Genomic DNA, 18,576 nt, shown 5'->3' with positions numbered 1-18,576 from the left:
AACAAAAAAGAATAATTAAAACTCCAATACTTCATTTATTTTCGCATTATTGATTTCCTCAGTATTAAAATTACAAATGAAATGGTATGTTTAAACTTCCAAAACCAATTGTTTTTAACAAACTAATTAACAAAATACGTACCATACATATAATGTGAGAGTTTTGTCATTGAATACCTGCCATTAAATAATAAAGGATTTGTGAAAAGAAGAGGGTAGTACTTAAATATACGTTTTTTTTAAATAAAATCCTAGTTTTACAAAGTGCCAGTTTCTTTTTGGATTTGATCAAGAACATCCAAAATAATTTTGCACCCCTCACTTATTTCTTCTTTAGAAATAGTTAGAGGAGGGGTTATTCGTATGGCTTTAGGCTCGAAAAGGAGCCAAAATAAAATCAGTCCTTTTTCTTGACTTTTGAGTACAGTTTTATTTGTTATTTCTGCAGAAGGAGTTAAAAAGGCTAACATAAGGCCTAGGCCTCTCACTTCTTTTATTAAAGGATGTACTAAGAGTGATCGTATTAATTTTTCTTTTTCAAGAGCCTCTGCCATTACGTCACTTTCTGTGATTTCTTGTAATGTTGCCAAAGCGGCAGCTGCAATTACTGGATTTCCGCCAAAAGTAGTTATATGGCCTAATTTGGGGTGGTCTTGAAACAGATTCATCATTTTTGATGAGGCCGTAAAGGCACCGATCGGAAGGCCACCACCCATTCCTTTTCCCATGACTACAACATCAGGAATGATATTATAATTTTGGAAACCGAATAAAGTACCTGTTCTTCCAAAACCAGGTTGTATTTCGTCTAAAATCAATAATGCTCCAACTTGATCACAGCGATCGCGAACTTTCTTTAAATAGCCTTCTCTTGGAACAATGAAACCCGCACCACCTTGTATGGTTTCTAAAATTATTGCCGCGGTATTTTCGGTAATTTGTTCAAGGCATTTTGTCTGATTAAAGTTTACAAAACGTACATCAGGAATTAATGGTCTAAAAGCTTGTTTACGTTCTTCATATCCCATTACACTCATAGATCCCATTGTGTTACCATGGTAGGCATGTTTTGCCGCAATAATCTCACTTCGTCCTGTAACTCTACGGGCAAGTTTCAAGGATCCTTCGATAGCTTCGGTTCCAGAATTGGTCAAATAGGTTTTTTCTAAAGGATCGGGAAGCTGAGCAGCCAGTAATTTTGCCAACTCTACTGCAGGTTGTTGGATATATTCTCCATAAACCATTACATGTAGATATTTGTCTAATTGATTTTTGACGGCCTGCACTACTTTAGGGTGACGATGCCCTAAACTACAAGCAGATACTCCGGCTACAAAATCTAAATATTTTTTACCATCTTTCGAATAAATATAAGAACCCTCGGCAGATGAGACTTCTAGAGCCAATGGATGGGTTGTAGTTTGAGCTTGGTATGTAAAGAAATCCTGTTTCAATCTTTTATTTATACGTTACATCATGAAGTACAATTAAACCAATATTTAAAATACGATAAACTACTATTCATTATTCGATAAACCGTTTATACTATCTTTTGATTGTTTTGCGTTTTGTAATGTTGTTACTGTTATACTATCTCTTTGTCTCGCTGTTCGGATAAGATCAAGATCTATAGATGAAGACTTTTTCTTAGTTTTCTTTTTTTCGGTATCTATTTCTTCTTTTATAATATTCTTAGGCGGCGAAATAGTATCAGGTTTTTGATCAATTTCCTTAAGCTCGGCATCTTTTAATTCTTGCTCTAGCAATCGAGAACCTTCTGATTTATTTTCTTCGAGGCGTTTTACGGTTTCCTCATCAAAGAAATCTGCTTCATCTTTTGGTAACGGAATTCCTTTAATCTTAGTTAATTTAGGAGGTGACTCACCTCTAAACAGATCTGCCTTGCTATTAATCTTTTCATCCCCTCGCCAATGAAACCCTGACAATTCTCTTGCATTTTCTGGTAAATCTATGTCTCGGTATAGTGTTCCGTCTACGTTTTGATAATAATAAACATCCTCTATTTCTTGGTTACTTAATAATAAACTAATAGAGCTGGATAGCACTTTGTTAATCCCAATCAATTTTAACTCACCTTCACTTTCTCGTTGATAAAAAATAGTCTCGGTGTTTTTATCGATATCTACTTTATATATCTCATTGTCTTTAAACAAACCATACAAGGTTTGGCCTTTTACCTGGTTATAACCAGCTTTCAAAGTATCTTCCTGCACTAAGAAAGCATTTTGATAAACAACAAGAGAGTCTAGTTTTTCTGTTTCGGTATTTGAAATAATTTTTATAGTATCTCCTGTCATTTGGTTCCTTTGAGACCAAATAATAGGTCTGCCAATCATTTTTGTATACCCAGTGGTTTGGTCCACATTAATAGAATCACTTTTGCCACTCATATTACTCTTATAGATTCTTACATCATAAAATCCATTCATAATCCTATGTTCTGGTTTTCCTGTTATTCTAAGCGTATCACTATGAATATAGATGGAATCTTTTTCTTGTAATGTCGAAGCTAATGCTCTTTTGGTAATAAAAACCGAATCTTTATCCTTAAAAACTTCAGCATAATGACCGGTAATAATAGAATTATTAGCTGTATCTAAGACTTTAATGTTATTGGTGGCTGATGCAAATTGGATAGCGCTATTGTAAAAAATACTATCTCCAAAAACTGTTCGGTTATCATAATCAATTTTCGCATTTTTTATAGCGTATCCGGTTTTAACCTTGGTGTCATAAAACCCACGTTCACAATACAAAGTACTTTCTTTACCTTTTACTGTAGAGGGGCCATAAAGATAGGCATGTCCGTTCTCGGTATAATAATCTAATCTATCTGAGTCCACAGTATTTTCTGGATTTACAATTTTTACGGTGGTGTTAAACGAATATTGTTTTCGATCCATAAAATAACGACCAATTTTACTAGTCAAGGTGTTCGAAGAATCTCGAACCGTACCACCACTACGATAATAAGCCTGTTGTCTTAATCTATCAAAAAACAAAGTATCGGTACTCAACGTATTTGATGGTGTTTCCATAAAAACATTATCACTCGCGTATGCAAATTGAGTATTACCATTGTATTCGGCATACTTGCTGGTCATTGTAAGAGTATCTCCTTGTTTTATAATCACATTTCCTAATGCTTTTACAAATTTATCTTCTCCATAATGAATGGCTTGATCACACCAAATTTCTATTCCTTCATGTTGCATATATACTTGCTTATCTACTTTGGCAAGTATTGTTGCTCCAGGAAATCGGTTTTGATCTTTTATGGTACGATCAGATTGAACTTTTATTTGCTTTCCTTCTTGAGCAATGGCTACAACAGAAAAAAGCAAGCTAAAAACGATATAGAAAAATGTATTCTTCAAGTATCTCAAATTTGTATGCAAAATAACGAAATTTGTATCTAATGATTGTTCAAATAATAAATACTTATAGGTTTATATAATGTTGCAAATCTTTTAAGTGTAAACCAATATGGTTAAATGCTGCAAATTAAGAGTTTAAGTGTTTTTTTAGATTCACTTTAGAAAATTATCTATGTTAATAAGTTAATGATGCTGTATAAACTTTAATATTTTAAAAACTAATTATACTTCTTTGACTGTGTTTTATGACGTTAAGGAGATATTAGATAGTACAATTTTTTACTTATTAAAAGAAAATGTTAATAAGTAAAAACGCTAAAAAAGTAATTTTTCGAATTTTTTAACACTTTATGTGTTTCAGCATCAGTAAATTGCAATAGGAAACAACAAAGGGAGAATGATCATTGCTATGGGGATAGCATCTTCTTAATTATTATTTATAATAGCATTCAGTATACTAGAAATCATTGATTTGATTTGTTACTGCATATTGTTTTTAATGGAGAGGAGTATTGGTCATCATACCATCAACTAAAAGGATACTAGATGTTTTTGAAAAAAAGCTTTTTGGGGCTGTTTTTTTTCTCAGTTTGGGGTACTGTAATTTCTCAAGGGGAACAATTGGAAATTACAGATCAAGAATACGTACAGTATACGGATGCAGAAACTGATGAGATATTTATAGAGAACGCAACGTACGGTTCTTTATATTCAGATCTATATAGAAAAAACAATAACACGTATAAATCAGGGGTGTCTAAAGAATATTCTGACGTGTCTGGTAAAGAAGAAGTTGAATATGCACTTTTATTAAATCTTCTTACGATAAGAAAAAATAAATCAAAAAACTTTAGTTTACATGTGCTAAATATTAATTCTGGCTTTTCCGATTATGCGCCTAGTTTTTATGAAAAAGAATTAGTATTTGCATCATCAAGAGATGTTAATAGTATTTCTAAAGCGTATGATGCTAATAGTAATCAACCGTTCTTAGATTTATATACTACTAATAATAAATCGGATAAAGAAACTATTAAAAAATTAAAAGGCGGGATTAATACAAAATTTCATGAATCTTCTGCCGCTTTTACGAAAGATAGAAAAACAGTTTATTTTACTAGAAATAATTATTATAAAAGAAAATCCAAAAGAAGTGAAGAAGGAGCAATTTTATTAAAAATATATAGAGCTCAATATATTGATGGAAAATGGGATAATGTAGAGGAATTACCGTTTAGTAGCGATGAATATTCAATTGCTCACCCAACTTTATCTCCAGATGGTAGATTATTATATTTTGCTAGTGATATGCCAGGAACTCTTGGTAAATCTGATCTATATGTAGTAGAAATAAATAGAGATGGGAGTTTTGGAAAACCTGTAAATATGGGAGATCAAATCAATACAGAAGGTAGAGAAACTTTTCCTTATGTAAGTGATCAAGGAAATCTATTTTTTGCCAGCGATGGGCATTTAGGATATGGTGATTTGGATATTTTTATGGTTTTGCCTGATGTAGATAATAATGTAGGTGTGTATAACTTAGGAGCGCCAATTAATAGCCCCAAAGATGATTTTACATTTATTATTAATGAAGAGAATAAAGTAGGTTATTTTGCTAGTAACCGAAGAGGAAGTGTTGGTGGAGATGATATCTATGGCTTCGAACAGTTGGTTTCTTTTCCAAATCATTATGATCATAAGATTAAAACTATTAAAAAAATAGAACGTGTTCTAGATTTAAAACCTAACGAAGAAGAAATTACATCATGGTAATTGTTAAATAAGAAAACAAAAAAGGCGACTACATGTAGTCGCCTTTTTTTGTTTCAGTAAGAAATAAGTTAATGATTTAACTTATTTATGAATTGTTTGTTTTCTATCTGGTCCAACAGAAACAATAGTTATTGGTGTTTCTAGTTCTTTTTCCAAAAAAGAAATGTACTCGTTTAATTCCTTCGGAAGTTGAGAAGCTTCAGTCATTTGAGTTAAATCCTCAGACCAACCTTTCATTTCTGTATAGATAGGAGTTACATTTTCTGGTTCAATATTATAAGGAAGGTGATTAATTGTTTCTCCATTGTATTTATATGCGGTACACACTTTTAGAGTTTTAAATCCACTAAGAACATCACCTTTCATCATCATTAATTGAGTAACTCCATTTACATGAACTGCATATTTTAAGGCAACAAGATCTAGCCATCCACATCTTCGAGGTCGACCAGTGGTAGCACCAAACTCATGACCTACACGTCCCATTGTTTCGCCATCTTCATCAAATAATTCTGTAGGGAAAGGACCACTTCCTACTCGTGTAGTATAGGCCTTAAAAATCCCAAAAACATCTTTAATTTTATTAGGTGCAATCCCAAGACCTGTACATGCGCCAGCAGCAGTAGTATTCGAAGAGGTAACAAAAGGGTATGTTCCAAAATCTATATCTAATAATGATCCTTGAGCACCTTCTGCCAAAATCGTTTTTCCATCTTTTTGAGCTTGATGAAGATATTCTTCACTATCAATAAAAGTTAGAGATTTTAAAGTCTTTACGGCTTCAAAAAATTCATTCTCTAATTCGGCTAAATCATATTCGATTTTTGCATCATAGAAATCGATCATAGCTTCATGCTTATTGGCAAGATTACGATAACGCTCTTTCCAATTATCAAGTTCTAAATCTCCCACACGAATACCATTTCTGCCCGTTTTATCCATATATGTTGGACCTATACCTTTTAGCGTAGAGCCAATTTTGGCTTTACCCTTAACGGCTTCGGAGGCAGCATCTAAAATTCTATGAGTGGGTAGTATTAAATGAGCTTTTCGAGAAATTAATAATTTAGATTTATAATCTAAGTCAAATTTGTCAAGGTTATCTAATTCTTTTTTGAAAATAACAGGATCTATAACGACTCCATTTCCAACCAAATTTATGGCTTTATCATGAAAAATACCGCTAGGGATTGTATGTAAAACATGTTTAATACCATCAAATTCTAGAGTATGTCCAGCATTTGGCCCTCCTTGAAATCGTGCTATAATGTCATAATCTTTTGTAAGAACGTCTACGATTTTTCCTTTACCTTCGTCTCCCCATTGAAGACCGAGCAATAAATTTACTGCCATTAGTTGTCTTGATTAGTTGATTTTTTTTTAGTTCCGTAGAAATACAAAGAGTGATTTGTAATATCTACATCAAAAATTTCTTCGATAGTTTTTTTAATTGATTGAATTCTAGGATCACAAAATTCAAGTACTTCTCCCGAATCGGTTAGGATAAGATGGTCATGTTGTCGATCAAAATAGGATTTTTCATATTGGGCTTGATTTTGTCCAAACTGATGTTTTCTCACTAATTTACACTCCAATAGCAGTTCGATAGTGTTATATAGGGTAGCACGACTAACCCTATAATTTTTATTTTTCATTTTGATATATAAAGATTCAATATCAAAATGCTCATCACTTTCGTAAATTTCTTGAAGGATAGCATATCGTTCGGGTGTTTTTCTATGACCATTCTCTTCTAAGAAGCTGGTAAACACGTTTTTAACGATATTCTGATCGTTTTGTGTAGTTGTTCTAGTACTCATACGCTTAAAAACGCAAAGTTACACTATTTTTTATTCTCGCACCACTTTATCAATACCACTTATTTTAGAAAGATTTTTCATAACCGTTTTTAAGGTATTTTTGTTTTTGACCCCAACAGTGATTTTTCCAATAAAAACACCATCGTTAGTATCAAAATTCATATTATAAATAGCAAGGTGCATATTGTTTGAAATAATTTGAGTTACTTCATTAACCACTCCTATATTGTCGATCCCGTTAAGCCTTATGACTGCTTTAAATTCTTCTTGGCTAGAGTCTATCCATTTTGCAGGCATAATGCGATATGCATAATTACTCTGTAATTGCAGTGCATTTGGGCAATTTTTTTTATGAACTTTTATCCCTTCATTAACTGTTATGAATCCAAATACATCATCCCCAGGAATGGGGTTACAGCAATTGGATAATTTGTATTCTAATTTTTCAGAATCTTTACCAAAAACTAATAAGTCGAATTTAGAAGTAATTTCTTCTTTGTTTACATCTTGAATATTTCCTCTACGAATTCTATTTTTAATAAAATTCATAAAAACATTACTTCTTGTAGTCGCAAACTCTTTGATTTTTTGATTATCAATAGTTCCGATACCTACTCTGTAGAAGAGATCGAGACTGGTTTTAAGTTTGAAATACAGCACAAGTTCGTTAACAACCTTTTCACTCATGGTTATCTTTTGTGAACGAAGTTTACGTTTCAAAATTACCTTTCCTTCTTCGGCTATTTGTTTTTTCTCATCTCTTAAAGCAGATTTAATTTTTGATCTTGCTCTGGCTGTAGTAGCATAATCTAACCAGTTAGACGAAGGTTTTGATTTTGTTGAGGTTATAATTTCGACTTGATCACCACTTTTAAGTTCATGACTTAAAGGAACTAATTTACCATTCACTCTAGATCCTCTTGTTCTTAAACCTACTTCTGTGTGAACACTAAAACCAAAATCAAGTGCGGTAGCACCTTTTGGTAAAGATTTTAAATCTCCTTCTGGAGTAAAAACGAATATTTCTTTTGCATATAAGTTTAGTTTAAATTCTTCAACAAAATCTACAGCATTAGATTCAGAGTTTTCTAAGGCTTCCTGTAATCGATTTAACCATCCATCTAGTCCCTGATCTTGAGCTTCCTCTTTATTTTTATATTTATAATGAGCGGCATACCCTTTTTCGGCAATTTCATGCATACGATCACTTCTGATTTGAACTTCTACCCATTGACTGTCTGGTCCAATAACAGTTATGTGTAAAGCTTCATAGCCAGTAGTTTTGGGTTGATTGATCCAATCACGCAAACGAATAGGGTTAGGTCGATAATAATCCGTTACAATCGAGTAGATTTTCCAAGCTATGAACTTTTCGTTTTCGGTATCAGAATCGGATTTATATATTATTCGTATTGCAAATTTATCGTATACTTCATCAAAGGAGACATTTTGTTTTACCATTTTTCTTCGAATAGAGAAAATAGATTTTGGCCTTCCTTTTATTTCATAATTTAAGCCTTCTTTATCTAGACCTTCTCTAATCTTATCCGAAAATCTTTTGATATAAAGATCTTGCTCTTCTTTGCTCTCATTGATTTTTTCTAGAATATCTTTATATACTTCGGGTTCTGTATATTTTAACCCAAGATCTTCAAGTTCTGTTTTAATGTTATATAATCCTATTCTATGAGCTAGTGGAGCATAGATAAATAAGGTTTCTGAAGCAATTTTTACTTGTTTATCAGGACGCATTGAATCCATAGTTTGCATATTGTGCAATCTATCTGCGATCTTTATGATAATTACTCTAACATCATCATTGAGTGTGAGCAACATTTTTCTAAAATTCTCAGCTTGCAAGGATATATCTCTATCCTTTTTTAATGAAGAAATTTTGGTAAGTCCATCAACAATTCGAGCCACAGTTTCTCCAAACATTTGTTCTATGTCGATCAAAGTATACTCCGTATCTTCGACAACATCATGAAGTAAGGCTGCAGCAATAGATGTAGCATCTAGGCCTATTTCACTGGCAACAATTTTGGCAACCGCAATGGGGTGAAATATGTAAGCTTCACCACTTTTACGACGTTGATCTTTATGAGCATCTACAGCTATATCGAATGCTTGTCGTATAAGCTTTTTATCTTCTTTTGAAAGATCCCGGTAGCTAATTCTAAGCAATTCTTTATATTGCTTAGCTATTTGTTTATTTTCTTCTTCTATAGCAGCTTCAGTCATAACATAAAGTTTTCTAAGAAAGCCCTATTTAAAATATTGTGTGATGTCCCCTTAGTAATATATGATAGACAAAAATTATGCCTTAGTCTATGGGTGTCTAATAGGCAGTATTCTTTGCTATATATAAATTAAAAGTACAATTAAGAATTGTAACAACCAAGGACTTTTTTTAAGGTTTTATTTCCGAAGATTTTTTATTCTCTGTAGAAGGGTAGGGTGTGAGTAATGAATGAACACCATTGCCGGATGCGGGGTTAAATTACTGAAATTGTTTTTCGAAAGTTTTTTCAAACTTTTAATCAAAGCTTCACTATTATAAGTGTTTTTGGCATAATCATCTGCTTGATATTCAAATGCCCTAGAAACAACATTCATAATTAAACCTGTAATTTCAGAAATAGGACTGTATAAGATACCAAAAGTTATCAGCCCTATATGAAAAGATGGTATTTGTACATTAAGGGCTTCAGATAGCAACGGATTAGCTATAAAAAGAGATAAGAACCATAATGTAATACCTGTCAAAGCAATTGATAGTAAAAGGTTAATTATAACATGCCTTTTTTTGTAATGACCCACTTCATGTGCCAAAACAGCTACAATTTCTTCATTTTCTAAATCTTTAATTAAAGTGTCATAAAGTGTAATTCTTTTTTCACTTCCAAATCCCGAAAAATATGCATTTGCCTTTGTACTCCTTTTGGATCCATCAATTACAAAAATATCCTTTAATTGAAATCCTACTTTTTTCGAATAATCTTCAATAGTATTTCTTAAATCCCCTGGCTCTAATGGAGTTTGTTTATTGAAGATAGGAACGATTAGTTTTGCATAAAACATATTCATTGCAACTGTAAAAATAGAAACCAGAACCCATGCGTATATCCAGAAAGATTTTCCTGTAAGTTGATAAAACCACATGATTAATGCTAGAAGCCCACCACCAACGATTATCATCATGATTGTGCTTTTTATTTTATCAATAAAAAAGGTTTTTTTAGAAGTTTTATTGAACCCAAATTTTTCTTCTATTACGAAAACTTTATAATAAACTGTTGGTGTTGAAAGGATATCACTTCCAATCATAATAATACCAAAAAAAAGAAGACCTATTACTACTGGATTATCAGAGATGCTTCTAGCAACATTATCGACCCATGCAAAGCCATCAAAAAAGAAAAACAGGAGCATTATACATAAAGAAATACCTGAAGATACTAGCTTAAATTTATAGTTAGCTCTTTTATATGCAATGGATTCATCATATTCATCTTTGGGATAAACATCAGAAAGTTCTTTGGGAATAACATCATTATAATGTCTCGCATTTAGAATGTCTAATAGAGAGTCTATCAGAAAGACAATAACAACAATAGCAATTAATAAATAGAATAAGGAAATTGGGGTCATTAGTTTATAGCAATTAGTAGTTCAGTCCTTTGGGGGTTTGTAGGATGCGGTAAGGTAATGATTTTTAATGTATTTTAAGATATAATTTTTAATCTTTTAGTCGATAAAGTCCCGTTGGCGCTTTGCTTCAAAAATCAAAATGCCAGCAGCAACAGAAACATTCATCGAATCTATAACTCCGCTCATGGGGATTTTAATGTTTTGATTAGTGTTATTTAAAATATTTTCACTAAGACCTGTAGCTTCGGTTCCTACGGCTATGGCTGTTGGGTTGGTGTAATTTTGAGTATGATAATCTTTAGAGCTTTGCAATGCAGCTCCATAAATGGCGATATCTCGTTTTTTAAGAAAATCAATAATGTCAGATGAGGAGCCTATACCAACATTATTGGTAAATAAACACCCGATACTCGATCTTATAATATTCGGATTGTACATATCTGTTTTTGGATTGGCAATCAATACAGCATCCAATTGTGCGGCATCGGCAGTACGGAGCAGTGCTCCAATATTTCCAGGTTTTTCGGGAGCTTCGGCTACCAGAATGAGAGGATTTTTGGATGGTAATACTAAGTTGTTAATACTTAAGTCCCTAGAAGTAGCTACAGCTATAACCCCTTCGGTTGTTGTTCTATAGGCAAGTTTTTGATAAATTTCAGTGGTAATCTTAAAAACATCAACACTTTCTTGATTTGTGTTTAAGATATCTATAGCCTGTTGATAGGGTAGGATAGAAGAGCAATAGTATAGTTGGGTGATAGAAAAACCACCTTGAATGGCTAAAGAAATTTCTCGCTGACCTTCAATAATAAAACACTTTTCTTTTTTGCGAACTCTAGATTTTTCTTTAAGTTGATTTAAAAATTTTATTTTACTATTCTGAAAGCTGGTTATTTGATTATGCATGAAGGCAAAGATAAGAATAGCGGCTAGAAAGCACTCTATTTTTTAAAGATTTGACACACTTAATTCTTTAATGTATTGTTCAATTTCTTTGATGATAGATGGGTAAAACTGATCGATTTTATTTAATAAGTTTTTGATTTTATCAAATTCGAAACCTTCTTTACTATGACTTTCAATTTTGCCTAAAATATCAGCTTCTGTATCTAAACCAATGGTTTTAAAACTAGATTTTAGTTTGTGGGCAACTTCTTTGGTTAGCTTATGGTTCTTGTTGGTAACAGCTAACGTTAATTTTTGATAATCTTCAGGAGTATCTTCAATAAATATCTGAAGTACACTTTGAATAATTTCTGCGTCGTTATCAAAAGTGTTTTTTAGAAATGTAAAATCACAAAATTTACGAGTAATAATCGCTATAGGTTTTTTAGAAAGATCATGTGTTTCCTTATTTGTTATAGAATTTGGATTATTGTTTGGTTTTAAGCCTAAAAGTATTTCTTCTAGCGCTTTTTCGCTTAGAGGTTTGGTTAAATAAAAATTCATACCTGATAATATTGCTCTTTTCTTGGATTCGGGAAATACATCTGCAGAACAAGCTATAATTGGAATTTGATTGATTTTTGGATTTGTCGATTTTCTAATGTGTTCAGCAGTTTCAGGGCCATCCATTACTGGCATATGCATATCCATAAGAATTAGATCGAAAGGCCGTTGTTCAACAATTTCTAGCGCTATTTTGCCATTCTCGGCAACTGAGACTTCGATATCCCAATTTGATAGTAATTGTTTAATAAAAAACTGATTCATTTTATTGTCTTCGACAACTAAGACTTTCATTCCTGATAAATCGGTAGCACTATTTTTTATGGTTGCATCTTCTTTATCAACCTCAGAAGATTTAAACATACTTTTCGAATATTGTATGGAGAAATTGAAAGACGATCCTATCCCAGGCTCGCTTTGTGCTGTAAGAGTACCTCCTTGTAATTCTATTAATTGTTTAGAAATAGAAAGACCTAGGCCTGTACCTTCGATTTTGTTTTTCCCTGGTTTGTGCACTTGATAAAAGCTTTCAAAAATATTTTTAAGCTTATCTTCGGGTATACCTGCACCGGTGTCCTGTACACAAAAATCTATTTTATATATGTTTACTGCTATTTTTTTAGCAATTACTCTAATTACTATTTTTCCTTTTTGAGTGAACTTAATAGCATTGCCGAGTAGATTAATTAGAATTTGATTTAATCTTAATTGATCACCAATAATGAATTTAGGTACCGATGAATCTATATCCATTTTATAATGTAGCCCCTTTTCATCTGCTTTAATTTTAAAGCCTCGAGATACATTGGCGATGAGTTCATGAAGATTAAAATCGGTTTTGTGCAATGTTAATTTTCCAGCTTCAATTTTAGAAAAATCAAGAATGTCATTTATCAATACCAAAAGATTTTCTGCAGAAAATTGTATGCCATCAAGATTCTTTTGATCTACTACAGGGGTACTAAAATCACTTTTTTGTAGAATACCAGTAAGTCCAAGAATAACATTAAGCGGTGTTCTGATTTCATGACTCATGTTCGACAAAAAAACTGATTTTGCTTTGGCAGATTTTTCGGCTATGATCTTGGCCTCTCTAATTTCGTTGTCAATAATTTTTTTGTTGGTGATATCTCTAAAAAAAGCATTAAAAAGATAATCGTCTTTTGTTTCTAGGGCAATTATAGTAAGCTCTATATAGACTAGGGTACCATTCTTTCTATGTACCGATGTTTCAACTCGTTTATTGATAAGTTCGTCATTTCCGGTATTAATATAGTTTTTAAAGCTCTGCTTTAATTGTTGTCTAAGTTTATATGGAACCATTGAGTAAATACTTTCACCAATAGTTTCTTCTCTTTTTAATTCTAATATATTTTCTGCCTGTTTATTCCAATTCAAAACAGTTCCTTGACTGTCTACCAAAATAACCCCATCCATTGCGGTTTCTAAAATGGTAGTTTTTAGGTGTTCGCTATATTTTAGTTCTTCTTCTACCTTCTTTTTTTCTATGATTTCTTCGGTAAGTCTTTCGTTAATTTCTTCTAGGCTGTATAACTGCTTTTGTAGCATTTTTAGCATTTGCTGCTTACTCGGAAAGTTGATTAAATCCTTAGCAAGAATTTCCTTCGGAATTACATTTAAAGTTGCGGTAAAAGCATCTAATAAATGATAAGATTGAAAATGCTTCTTATAAATAAGTAAATAAATGTTGCTGATAGCATTTATTCCTAGGCTGTTTTTTATTTTAAGAAAAATCTGATTAGAAAAGCCTAATAGCTTCTTTCTCTCCTTTATAAGATCAGTAGCTTTAAAATCATAAGAGATGTTTAAATGTTCTTGAATCTCTATAATTTCAGGATCATTAGAACTACCAACAAGTTCAGATGATTTTTTTAAGATTTGAGAAAGGAAAATTTTACATATAGTTAATTCTTGTTCTTCTAATGGAGAAAATATTAATTTGAAGTTTTGATATTTTAATAAGTTGTTGAACTTATCAAGTATTTTGCTTCTTATTTGTTGTTTGTTGCTTCTTACATTACTATTTCTTTGTATGATATATTCTTCTAGAAATAAATATATTTCAGGTAATGATTCTATTTTTTTGTTTAGAGGGAACGCTTCAAAAGTTTTAATTTTTGTTTCTAAATTAGAATCAATTGCTGGTATCTCGATATTCTTCCTCAAAAAAATCACGAGTTCAATAATTTCATGATCCTCATGGTTCTTTGGGAAGTTGGCTTTTTTAGGTAACAGTATTCTTTTAAGCCTATTGATCATTAAGTGTTATATTTTGCTTGCTTTGTAAATTTTGTAAAAACCTAGAGCAGATAATCCCCAGGTAAGAATTAACGCAACAAACCAGATATAATTACCCACTATGTCACCAAAAATATTTTTGAAAATATTATAATTAAAAATATGAGCGATTTGCATATGGAGATGACCAAGCGCCATCACTACAAATCCCCAAGCAAGTAATGTCATACCCGATCCAAATTTTCCTCCTTTTAATCGCGTAGCTGTTAAAAAACTAAATACAAGGGCAATAGCAAGAAATGGCATTTCTAAAAGCCCAAATATTTGCTCAGCTCCCATGCTAGTATTGGTAGATGCGCTGTGATCTTGAGCAAAAAGTGTTTGATTACTTAGTAATACCCCGGATATAAGTAAGAAGTAGCGTTTTTTCATTTCTATCTAGTTTTTCTAAAAATAATGAAAAAATACAATCTTTTTAAGTTTTTAACAGACTAAAAACCATTTTTATCGATGAAATACTGTTTTGTTGATACCTAGAAAAGAAAAAACCCGCTTTTAAAGCGGGTTTTTTATATAAGTGAGATTGTTTTGTTTTTACTAAAAGATTACTTTACTTTTTCTACAATCGCTTTAAAAGCTTCAGGATTGTTCATCGCTAAATCTGCAAGAACCTTACGATTCAATTCAATATTATTAGCTTTAACTTTCCCCATAAATTGAGAATAAGACATGCCGTGTATACGGGCACCAGCATTAATACGGGCGATCCATAAAGCACGGAAAGTTCTCTTTTTGTTTCTACGGTCTCTATACGAATATTGCATCGCTTTGTCAACCGCATTTTTTGCTACTGTCCAAACGTTTTTACGACGTCCGAAGTAACCTTTTGCTTGCTTAAGAACTTTTTTTCTTCTAGCTCTTTTTGCAACAGAATTTACTGATCTTGGCATAATTTTAAATTTTTTAGTAGTAGGCGGTTGATCATCAACACTTGGTTTTTTTTAAATAGATTTACAATTGTAAATCTAAAATGCAAAAGCCTAACTCCTTGGTTTATATTAATTTTAACCTTATTAAAAAGTTATTACTTTAAACGTAATTGCTCTTTAATACTATTTTCATCGCTTTTATGCACTAATGTTGAGTGCGTTAAAGCAAGCTTACGCTTTTTAGATTTTTTTGTCAAAATATGACTCTTAAAAGCGTGCTTTCTTTTGATTTTACCAGTACCGGTAAGCTTGAAACGCTTCTTAGCACTGGATTTTGTTTTCATTTTAGGCATTGTATCCTTGTTTTATAATCTCACTTATTATCTTAATAATTCTTGAATTTTTCAGAATTATGTTTTTTATTTTTTTGGAGCGATAAACATAATCATTCGTTTACCTTCCAATTTTGGCATTTGTTCTACTTTGCCATATTCTTCAAGTTCTTGTGCAAGTCTAAGTAACAGTATTTGTCCTTGATCTTTGTATATAATAGAACGTCCTTTAAAGAATACATAAGCTTTTAGTTTGGCACCCTCGCTTAAGAATTTAACAGCATGTTTTTTCTTAAACTCATAATCATGCTCATCAGTGTTTGGACCAAATCTAATTTCTTTAATAACAACTTTAGTAGCTTTAGATTTCAAAGCTTTGTCTCTCTTCTTCTGTTCATAAAGGAATTTTTTATAATCCATTATTTTACAAACAGGTGGCACTGCTTTCGGTGAAATCTCTACAAGATCTAACTCTTGCTCTTCAGCAAGTTGTAGTGCTTTTTTAGTTGGGTATACTCCAACTTCTACATTATCACCAACAAGACGTACTTCATCAACACGAATTTTGTGATTGATTCTATGGGCATCTTCTTTAATTACTCTTAGTGGTTTCTGAGACCTTCTTCTTCTTATTGCTATGACTTAAAATTTTAAATTAAACTTATTTTTTATTAACCGTTAAACGGTTTCAATGTGTTGTTAATTTCTTTAGACACTATTTCTGAGAACTTTTCGATGCTTATAGCTCCTAAATCTTCTCCTCCGTGTTTTCTAACAGAAACAGTGTTATCTTTCTCTTCTTGTTCGCCTACGATTATAATATACGGAAATTTATTCATTTCTGCTTCTCTAATCTTTTTACCAATCGTCTCATTTCTATCATCCGCGAGGGCGCGAATTTCGTTATTTTCTAACAAATTTAAAACTTTTTTAGAGTATTTTTCATATTTCTCACTGATAGAGAGTACGATAGCTTGCTCTGGCATTAGCCATAATGGGAAATTTCCTCCTGTATGCTCTAGCAAGATAGCAATAAATCTTTCCATACTTCCAAAAGGAGCTCTATGAATCATTACTGGTCTGTGTGATTCATTGTCACTACCTTTATAGGTTAGGTCAAAGCGTTCAGGTAAGTTGTAGTCTACTTGTATGGTTCCTAGCTGCCAACTTCTACCAAGAGCATCTTTAACCATAAAATCAAGTTTTGGACCATAAAAGGCCGCTTCTCCAGTCTCTACTACATAATCTAACTCCTTATCCTTTGCTGCATTAATGATAGCATTTTCGGCTTTTTCCCAGTTCTCCACATCTCCAATATATTTTTCTGGGTTATCAAGATCTCTAACAGATACTTGGGCTGTAAAGTTTTCAAAACCTAAAGAACCAAATACATATAGAACGAGATCAATAACTTTTTTAAATTCTTCATCTAATTGATCGGGAGTACAAAATATATGTGCATCATCTTGAGTAAAACCTCTAACTCTAGTTAGTCCATGTAATTCTCCACTTTGTTCATACCTATATACGGTACCAAATTCGGCAAAACGTTTTGGTAAATCTCTATATGACCAAGGTTCACTATTGTATATTTCACAATGGTGAGGGCAGTTCATTGGTTTTAATAAAAATTCTTCACCTTCAGCAGGAGTATTAATAGGTTGAAAACTATCCTCTCCATATTTGGCATAGTGACCAGATGTTACGTATAGTTCTTTTTGGCCAATATGTGGAGTGGCTACCATTTCATACCCCGCTTTTTTCTGAGCTTTTTTCAAAAACTGCTCTAATCGTTCTCGTAACGCAGCTCCTTTTGGAAGCCAAAGAGGTAATCCTTGACCTACTTTTTGAGAAAAAGTAAAAAGACCTAATTCTTTTCCTAGTTTACGATGATCTCTTTTTTTAGCTTCTTCAAGAAGTTCTAAGTATTCTTTTAACTCTTTTTGTTTTGGAAACGAAGTTCCGTATACACGAGTAAGTTGTTTGTTATTTTCGTCACCACGCCAATATGCACCAGCAACACTCATTATCTTTACAGCTTTTATAATTCCTGTATTAGGAATATGTCCACCTCGGCATAAATCTGTAAAAGTATCATGATCGCAAAATGTTATTGTACCATCTTCAAGGTTCTCGATAAGTTCAACTTTATATTCGTTACCTTCTTCTTTATATTTGGCTAATGCATCTGCTTTAGATACTGATCTCATGCTAAACTCATGTTTTCCTCGAGCAATTTCTAGCATTTTATCTTCGATCGACTTAAAATCTTTTTCAGAAATCGTTTTGTCTCCTAAATCTACATCATAATAGAATCCGTTATCTATAGCTGGTCCTATAGATAATTTTACTCCTGGGTATAATTCTTCTAATGCCTGAGCCAAAACGTGAGAAGTAGAATGTCTAAAAGCTGTTTTACCTTCGTTATCTCTCCATGTGAATAAAATTAGATTACCATCGGTGGTTAATTCGGTAGCAGTTTCGATAGTAGTACCGTTAAATTTTGCTGAAATTACATTTCTTGCAAAACCTTCACTAATATCTTTTGCGACATCCATAGCGGTAATTGTGCTATTGTATTCTCTAACCGAGCCATCGGGCAATGTAATCTTAATCATGTTTTTCTTATTATAAGGGGCAAAGATAATACGTTAATAAAATCCATACAATAATATATGACATATTTAATGTATTAATTATGTATTCGTTATAAAGCCTTGTATTATAAGGACCCGGGGCTAGATAATATCTGGGCCACGGTTTTTATGTTATCATATATAATATAGTATATGTCTATATATAGACACTGTTGTAGTTGGGGTTTCTATTTTTTTTAGATTTTAAATAGTATGTAATCAATATGTTATAAGAACTTTAAAAAATAGTTTAAAAAAGGTATTGTGGAATGGATTTTTGGTTATATGTTTGCACCCGCAAAACGGGGTTTAAGTTTTGTTTAGTT

The 18,576-nt window shown here is 32.2% G+C and carries 14 protein-coding genes; 1 reads left to right on the top strand and 13 read right to left on the bottom strand.

Annotated elements, in window-relative coordinates; genetic code table 11:
* Positions 1-257: 257 nt before the first annotated feature.
* Complete coding sequence (locus DK508_RS00385; RefSeq protein ID WP_109298758.1) at positions 258-1,454, bottom strand: aspartate aminotransferase family protein; 1,197 nt, start codon at positions 1,452-1,454, stop codon at positions 258-260.
* A 63-nt stretch (positions 1,455-1,517) separates the two neighbouring features.
* Positions 1,518-3,398: an OstA-like protein gene (locus DK508_RS00380; RefSeq protein ID WP_235016234.1), complete on the bottom strand. Its 1,881-nt coding sequence runs from the start codon at positions 3,396-3,398 to the stop codon at positions 1,518-1,520.
* A 546-nt stretch (positions 3,399-3,944) separates the two neighbouring features.
* On the opposite strand from DK508_RS00380, the gene DK508_RS00375 reads away from it, so the two are divergent.
* Positions 3,945-5,174, top strand: coding sequence for a TolB family protein (locus DK508_RS00375; protein WP_109298757.1), 1,230 nt, complete (start codon positions 3,945-3,947; stop codon positions 5,172-5,174).
* Positions 5,175-5,255: 81 nt separating this feature from the next.
* On the opposite strand, the gene DK508_RS00370 is transcribed toward DK508_RS00375, so the two are convergent.
* The 11 genes from DK508_RS00370 to thrS all read right to left on the bottom strand — a co-directional run bounded on the left by DK508_RS00370 (position 5,256) and on the right by thrS (position 18,232).
* The gene (locus DK508_RS00370; protein ID WP_109298756.1) at positions 5,256-6,527 is read right to left on the bottom strand and encodes an adenylosuccinate synthase; all 1,272 of its coding nucleotides are present in this window, start codon (positions 6,525-6,527) and stop codon (positions 5,256-5,258) included.
* Positions 6,527-6,994 carry a Fur family transcriptional regulator gene (locus DK508_RS00365; RefSeq protein ID WP_109298755.1) on the bottom strand — a complete coding sequence of 156 codons (468 nt, stop codon included), beginning with the start codon at positions 6,992-6,994 and terminating at the stop codon, positions 6,527-6,529. The genes DK508_RS00370 and DK508_RS00365 overlap by 1 nt, the downstream gene beginning before the upstream one ends.
* Positions 6,995-7,024: 30 nt before the next feature.
* Entirely contained in the window at positions 7,025-9,235 is a 2,211-nt protein-coding gene (locus DK508_RS00360; protein WP_109298754.1) for a bifunctional (p)ppGpp synthetase/guanosine-3',5'-bis(diphosphate) 3'-pyrophosphohydrolase, read from the bottom strand.
* A gap of 177 nt (positions 9,236-9,412) precedes the next feature.
* Complete coding sequence (locus tag DK508_RS00355; RefSeq protein ID WP_109298753.1) at positions 9,413-10,645, bottom strand: M48 family metallopeptidase; 1,233 nt, start codon at positions 10,643-10,645, stop codon at positions 9,413-9,415.
* 96 nt (positions 10,646-10,741) lie between these two features.
* Positions 10,742-11,551 (bottom strand): RNA methyltransferase, encoded by an 810-nt coding sequence (locus DK508_RS00350; RefSeq protein WP_109298752.1) that lies wholly within the window; start codon positions 11,549-11,551, stop codon positions 10,742-10,744.
* 42 nt (positions 11,552-11,593) lie between these two features.
* On the bottom strand, positions 11,594-14,374 hold the full coding sequence (locus DK508_RS00345; protein ID WP_109298751.1) for an ATP-binding protein: 2,781 nt from the start codon (positions 14,372-14,374) through the stop codon (positions 11,594-11,596).
* A 6-nt stretch (positions 14,375-14,380) separates the two neighbouring features.
* Positions 14,381-14,785: a hypothetical protein gene (locus DK508_RS00340; RefSeq protein WP_109298750.1), complete on the bottom strand. Its 405-nt coding sequence runs from the start codon at positions 14,783-14,785 to the stop codon at positions 14,381-14,383.
* Positions 14,786-14,958: 173 nt separating this feature from the next.
* Entirely contained in the window at positions 14,959-15,303 is a 345-nt protein-coding gene (gene rplT, locus DK508_RS00335; protein WP_109298749.1) for a 50S ribosomal protein L20, read from the bottom strand.
* Positions 15,304-15,437: 134 nt separating this feature from the next.
* Complete coding sequence (gene rpmI, locus DK508_RS00330) at positions 15,438-15,635, bottom strand: 50S ribosomal protein L35 (RefSeq protein WP_027394180.1); 198 nt, start codon at positions 15,633-15,635, stop codon at positions 15,438-15,440.
* A gap of 66 nt (positions 15,636-15,701) precedes the next feature.
* On the bottom strand, positions 15,702-16,211 hold the full coding sequence (gene infC, locus DK508_RS00325) for a translation initiation factor IF-3 (protein ID WP_255411279.1): 510 nt from the start codon (positions 16,209-16,211) through the stop codon (positions 15,702-15,704).
* A 74-nt stretch (positions 16,212-16,285) separates the two neighbouring features.
* Complete coding sequence (thrS, locus tag DK508_RS00320; protein ID WP_109298747.1) at positions 16,286-18,232, bottom strand: threonine--tRNA ligase; 1,947 nt, start codon at positions 18,230-18,232, stop codon at positions 16,286-16,288.
* Between the last annotated feature and the right edge of the window lie 344 nt (positions 18,233-18,576).

Source organism: Aquimarina sp. AU474, assembly GCF_900312815.1.
Taxonomy (GTDB): domain Bacteria; phylum Bacteroidota; class Bacteroidia; order Flavobacteriales; family Flavobacteriaceae; genus Aquimarina.
The sequence above is the reverse complement of the archived record's forward strand: the minus strand, read 5'-3'. Positions and strand labels throughout refer to the sequence as shown.

What these genes read in the sequence shown, in the direction of transcription:
- rpmI (WP_027394180.1), bottom strand. Translation starts at nt 15,635, where the DNA reads ATGCCTAAAATGAAAACAAAATCCAGTGCTAAGAAGCGTTTCAAGCTT.
- DK508_RS00355 (WP_109298753.1), bottom strand. Translation starts at nt 10,645, where the DNA reads ATGACCCCAATTTCCTTATTCTATTTATTAATTGCTATTGTTGTTATT.
- DK508_RS00375 (WP_109298757.1), top strand. Translation starts at nt 3,945, where the DNA reads ATGTTTTTGAAAAAAAGCTTTTTGGGGCTGTTTTTTTTCTCAGTTTGG.
- rplT (WP_109298749.1), bottom strand. Translation starts at nt 15,303, where the DNA reads ATGCCAAGATCAGTAAATTCTGTTGCAAAAAGAGCTAGAAGAAAAAAA.
- DK508_RS00365 (WP_109298755.1), bottom strand. Translation starts at nt 6,994, where the DNA reads ATGAGTACTAGAACAACTACACAAAACGATCAGAATATCGTTAAAAAC.
- DK508_RS00360 (WP_109298754.1), bottom strand. Translation starts at nt 9,235, where the DNA reads ATGACTGAAGCTGCTATAGAAGAAGAAAATAAACAAATAGCTAAGCAA.
- DK508_RS00370 (WP_109298756.1), bottom strand. Translation starts at nt 6,527, where the DNA reads ATGGCAGTAAATTTATTGCTCGGTCTTCAATGGGGAGACGAAGGTAAA.
- DK508_RS00340 (WP_109298750.1), bottom strand. Translation starts at nt 14,785, where the DNA reads ATGAAAAAACGCTACTTCTTACTTATATCCGGGGTATTACTAAGTAAT.
- thrS (WP_109298747.1), bottom strand. Translation starts at nt 18,232, where the DNA reads ATGATTAAGATTACATTGCCCGATGGCTCGGTTAGAGAATACAATAGC.
- DK508_RS00350 (WP_109298752.1), bottom strand. Translation starts at nt 11,551, where the DNA reads ATGCATAATCAAATAACCAGCTTTCAGAATAGTAAAATAAAATTTTTA.
- DK508_RS00345 (WP_109298751.1), bottom strand. Translation starts at nt 14,374, where the DNA reads ATGATCAATAGGCTTAAAAGAATACTGTTACCTAAAAAAGCCAACTTC.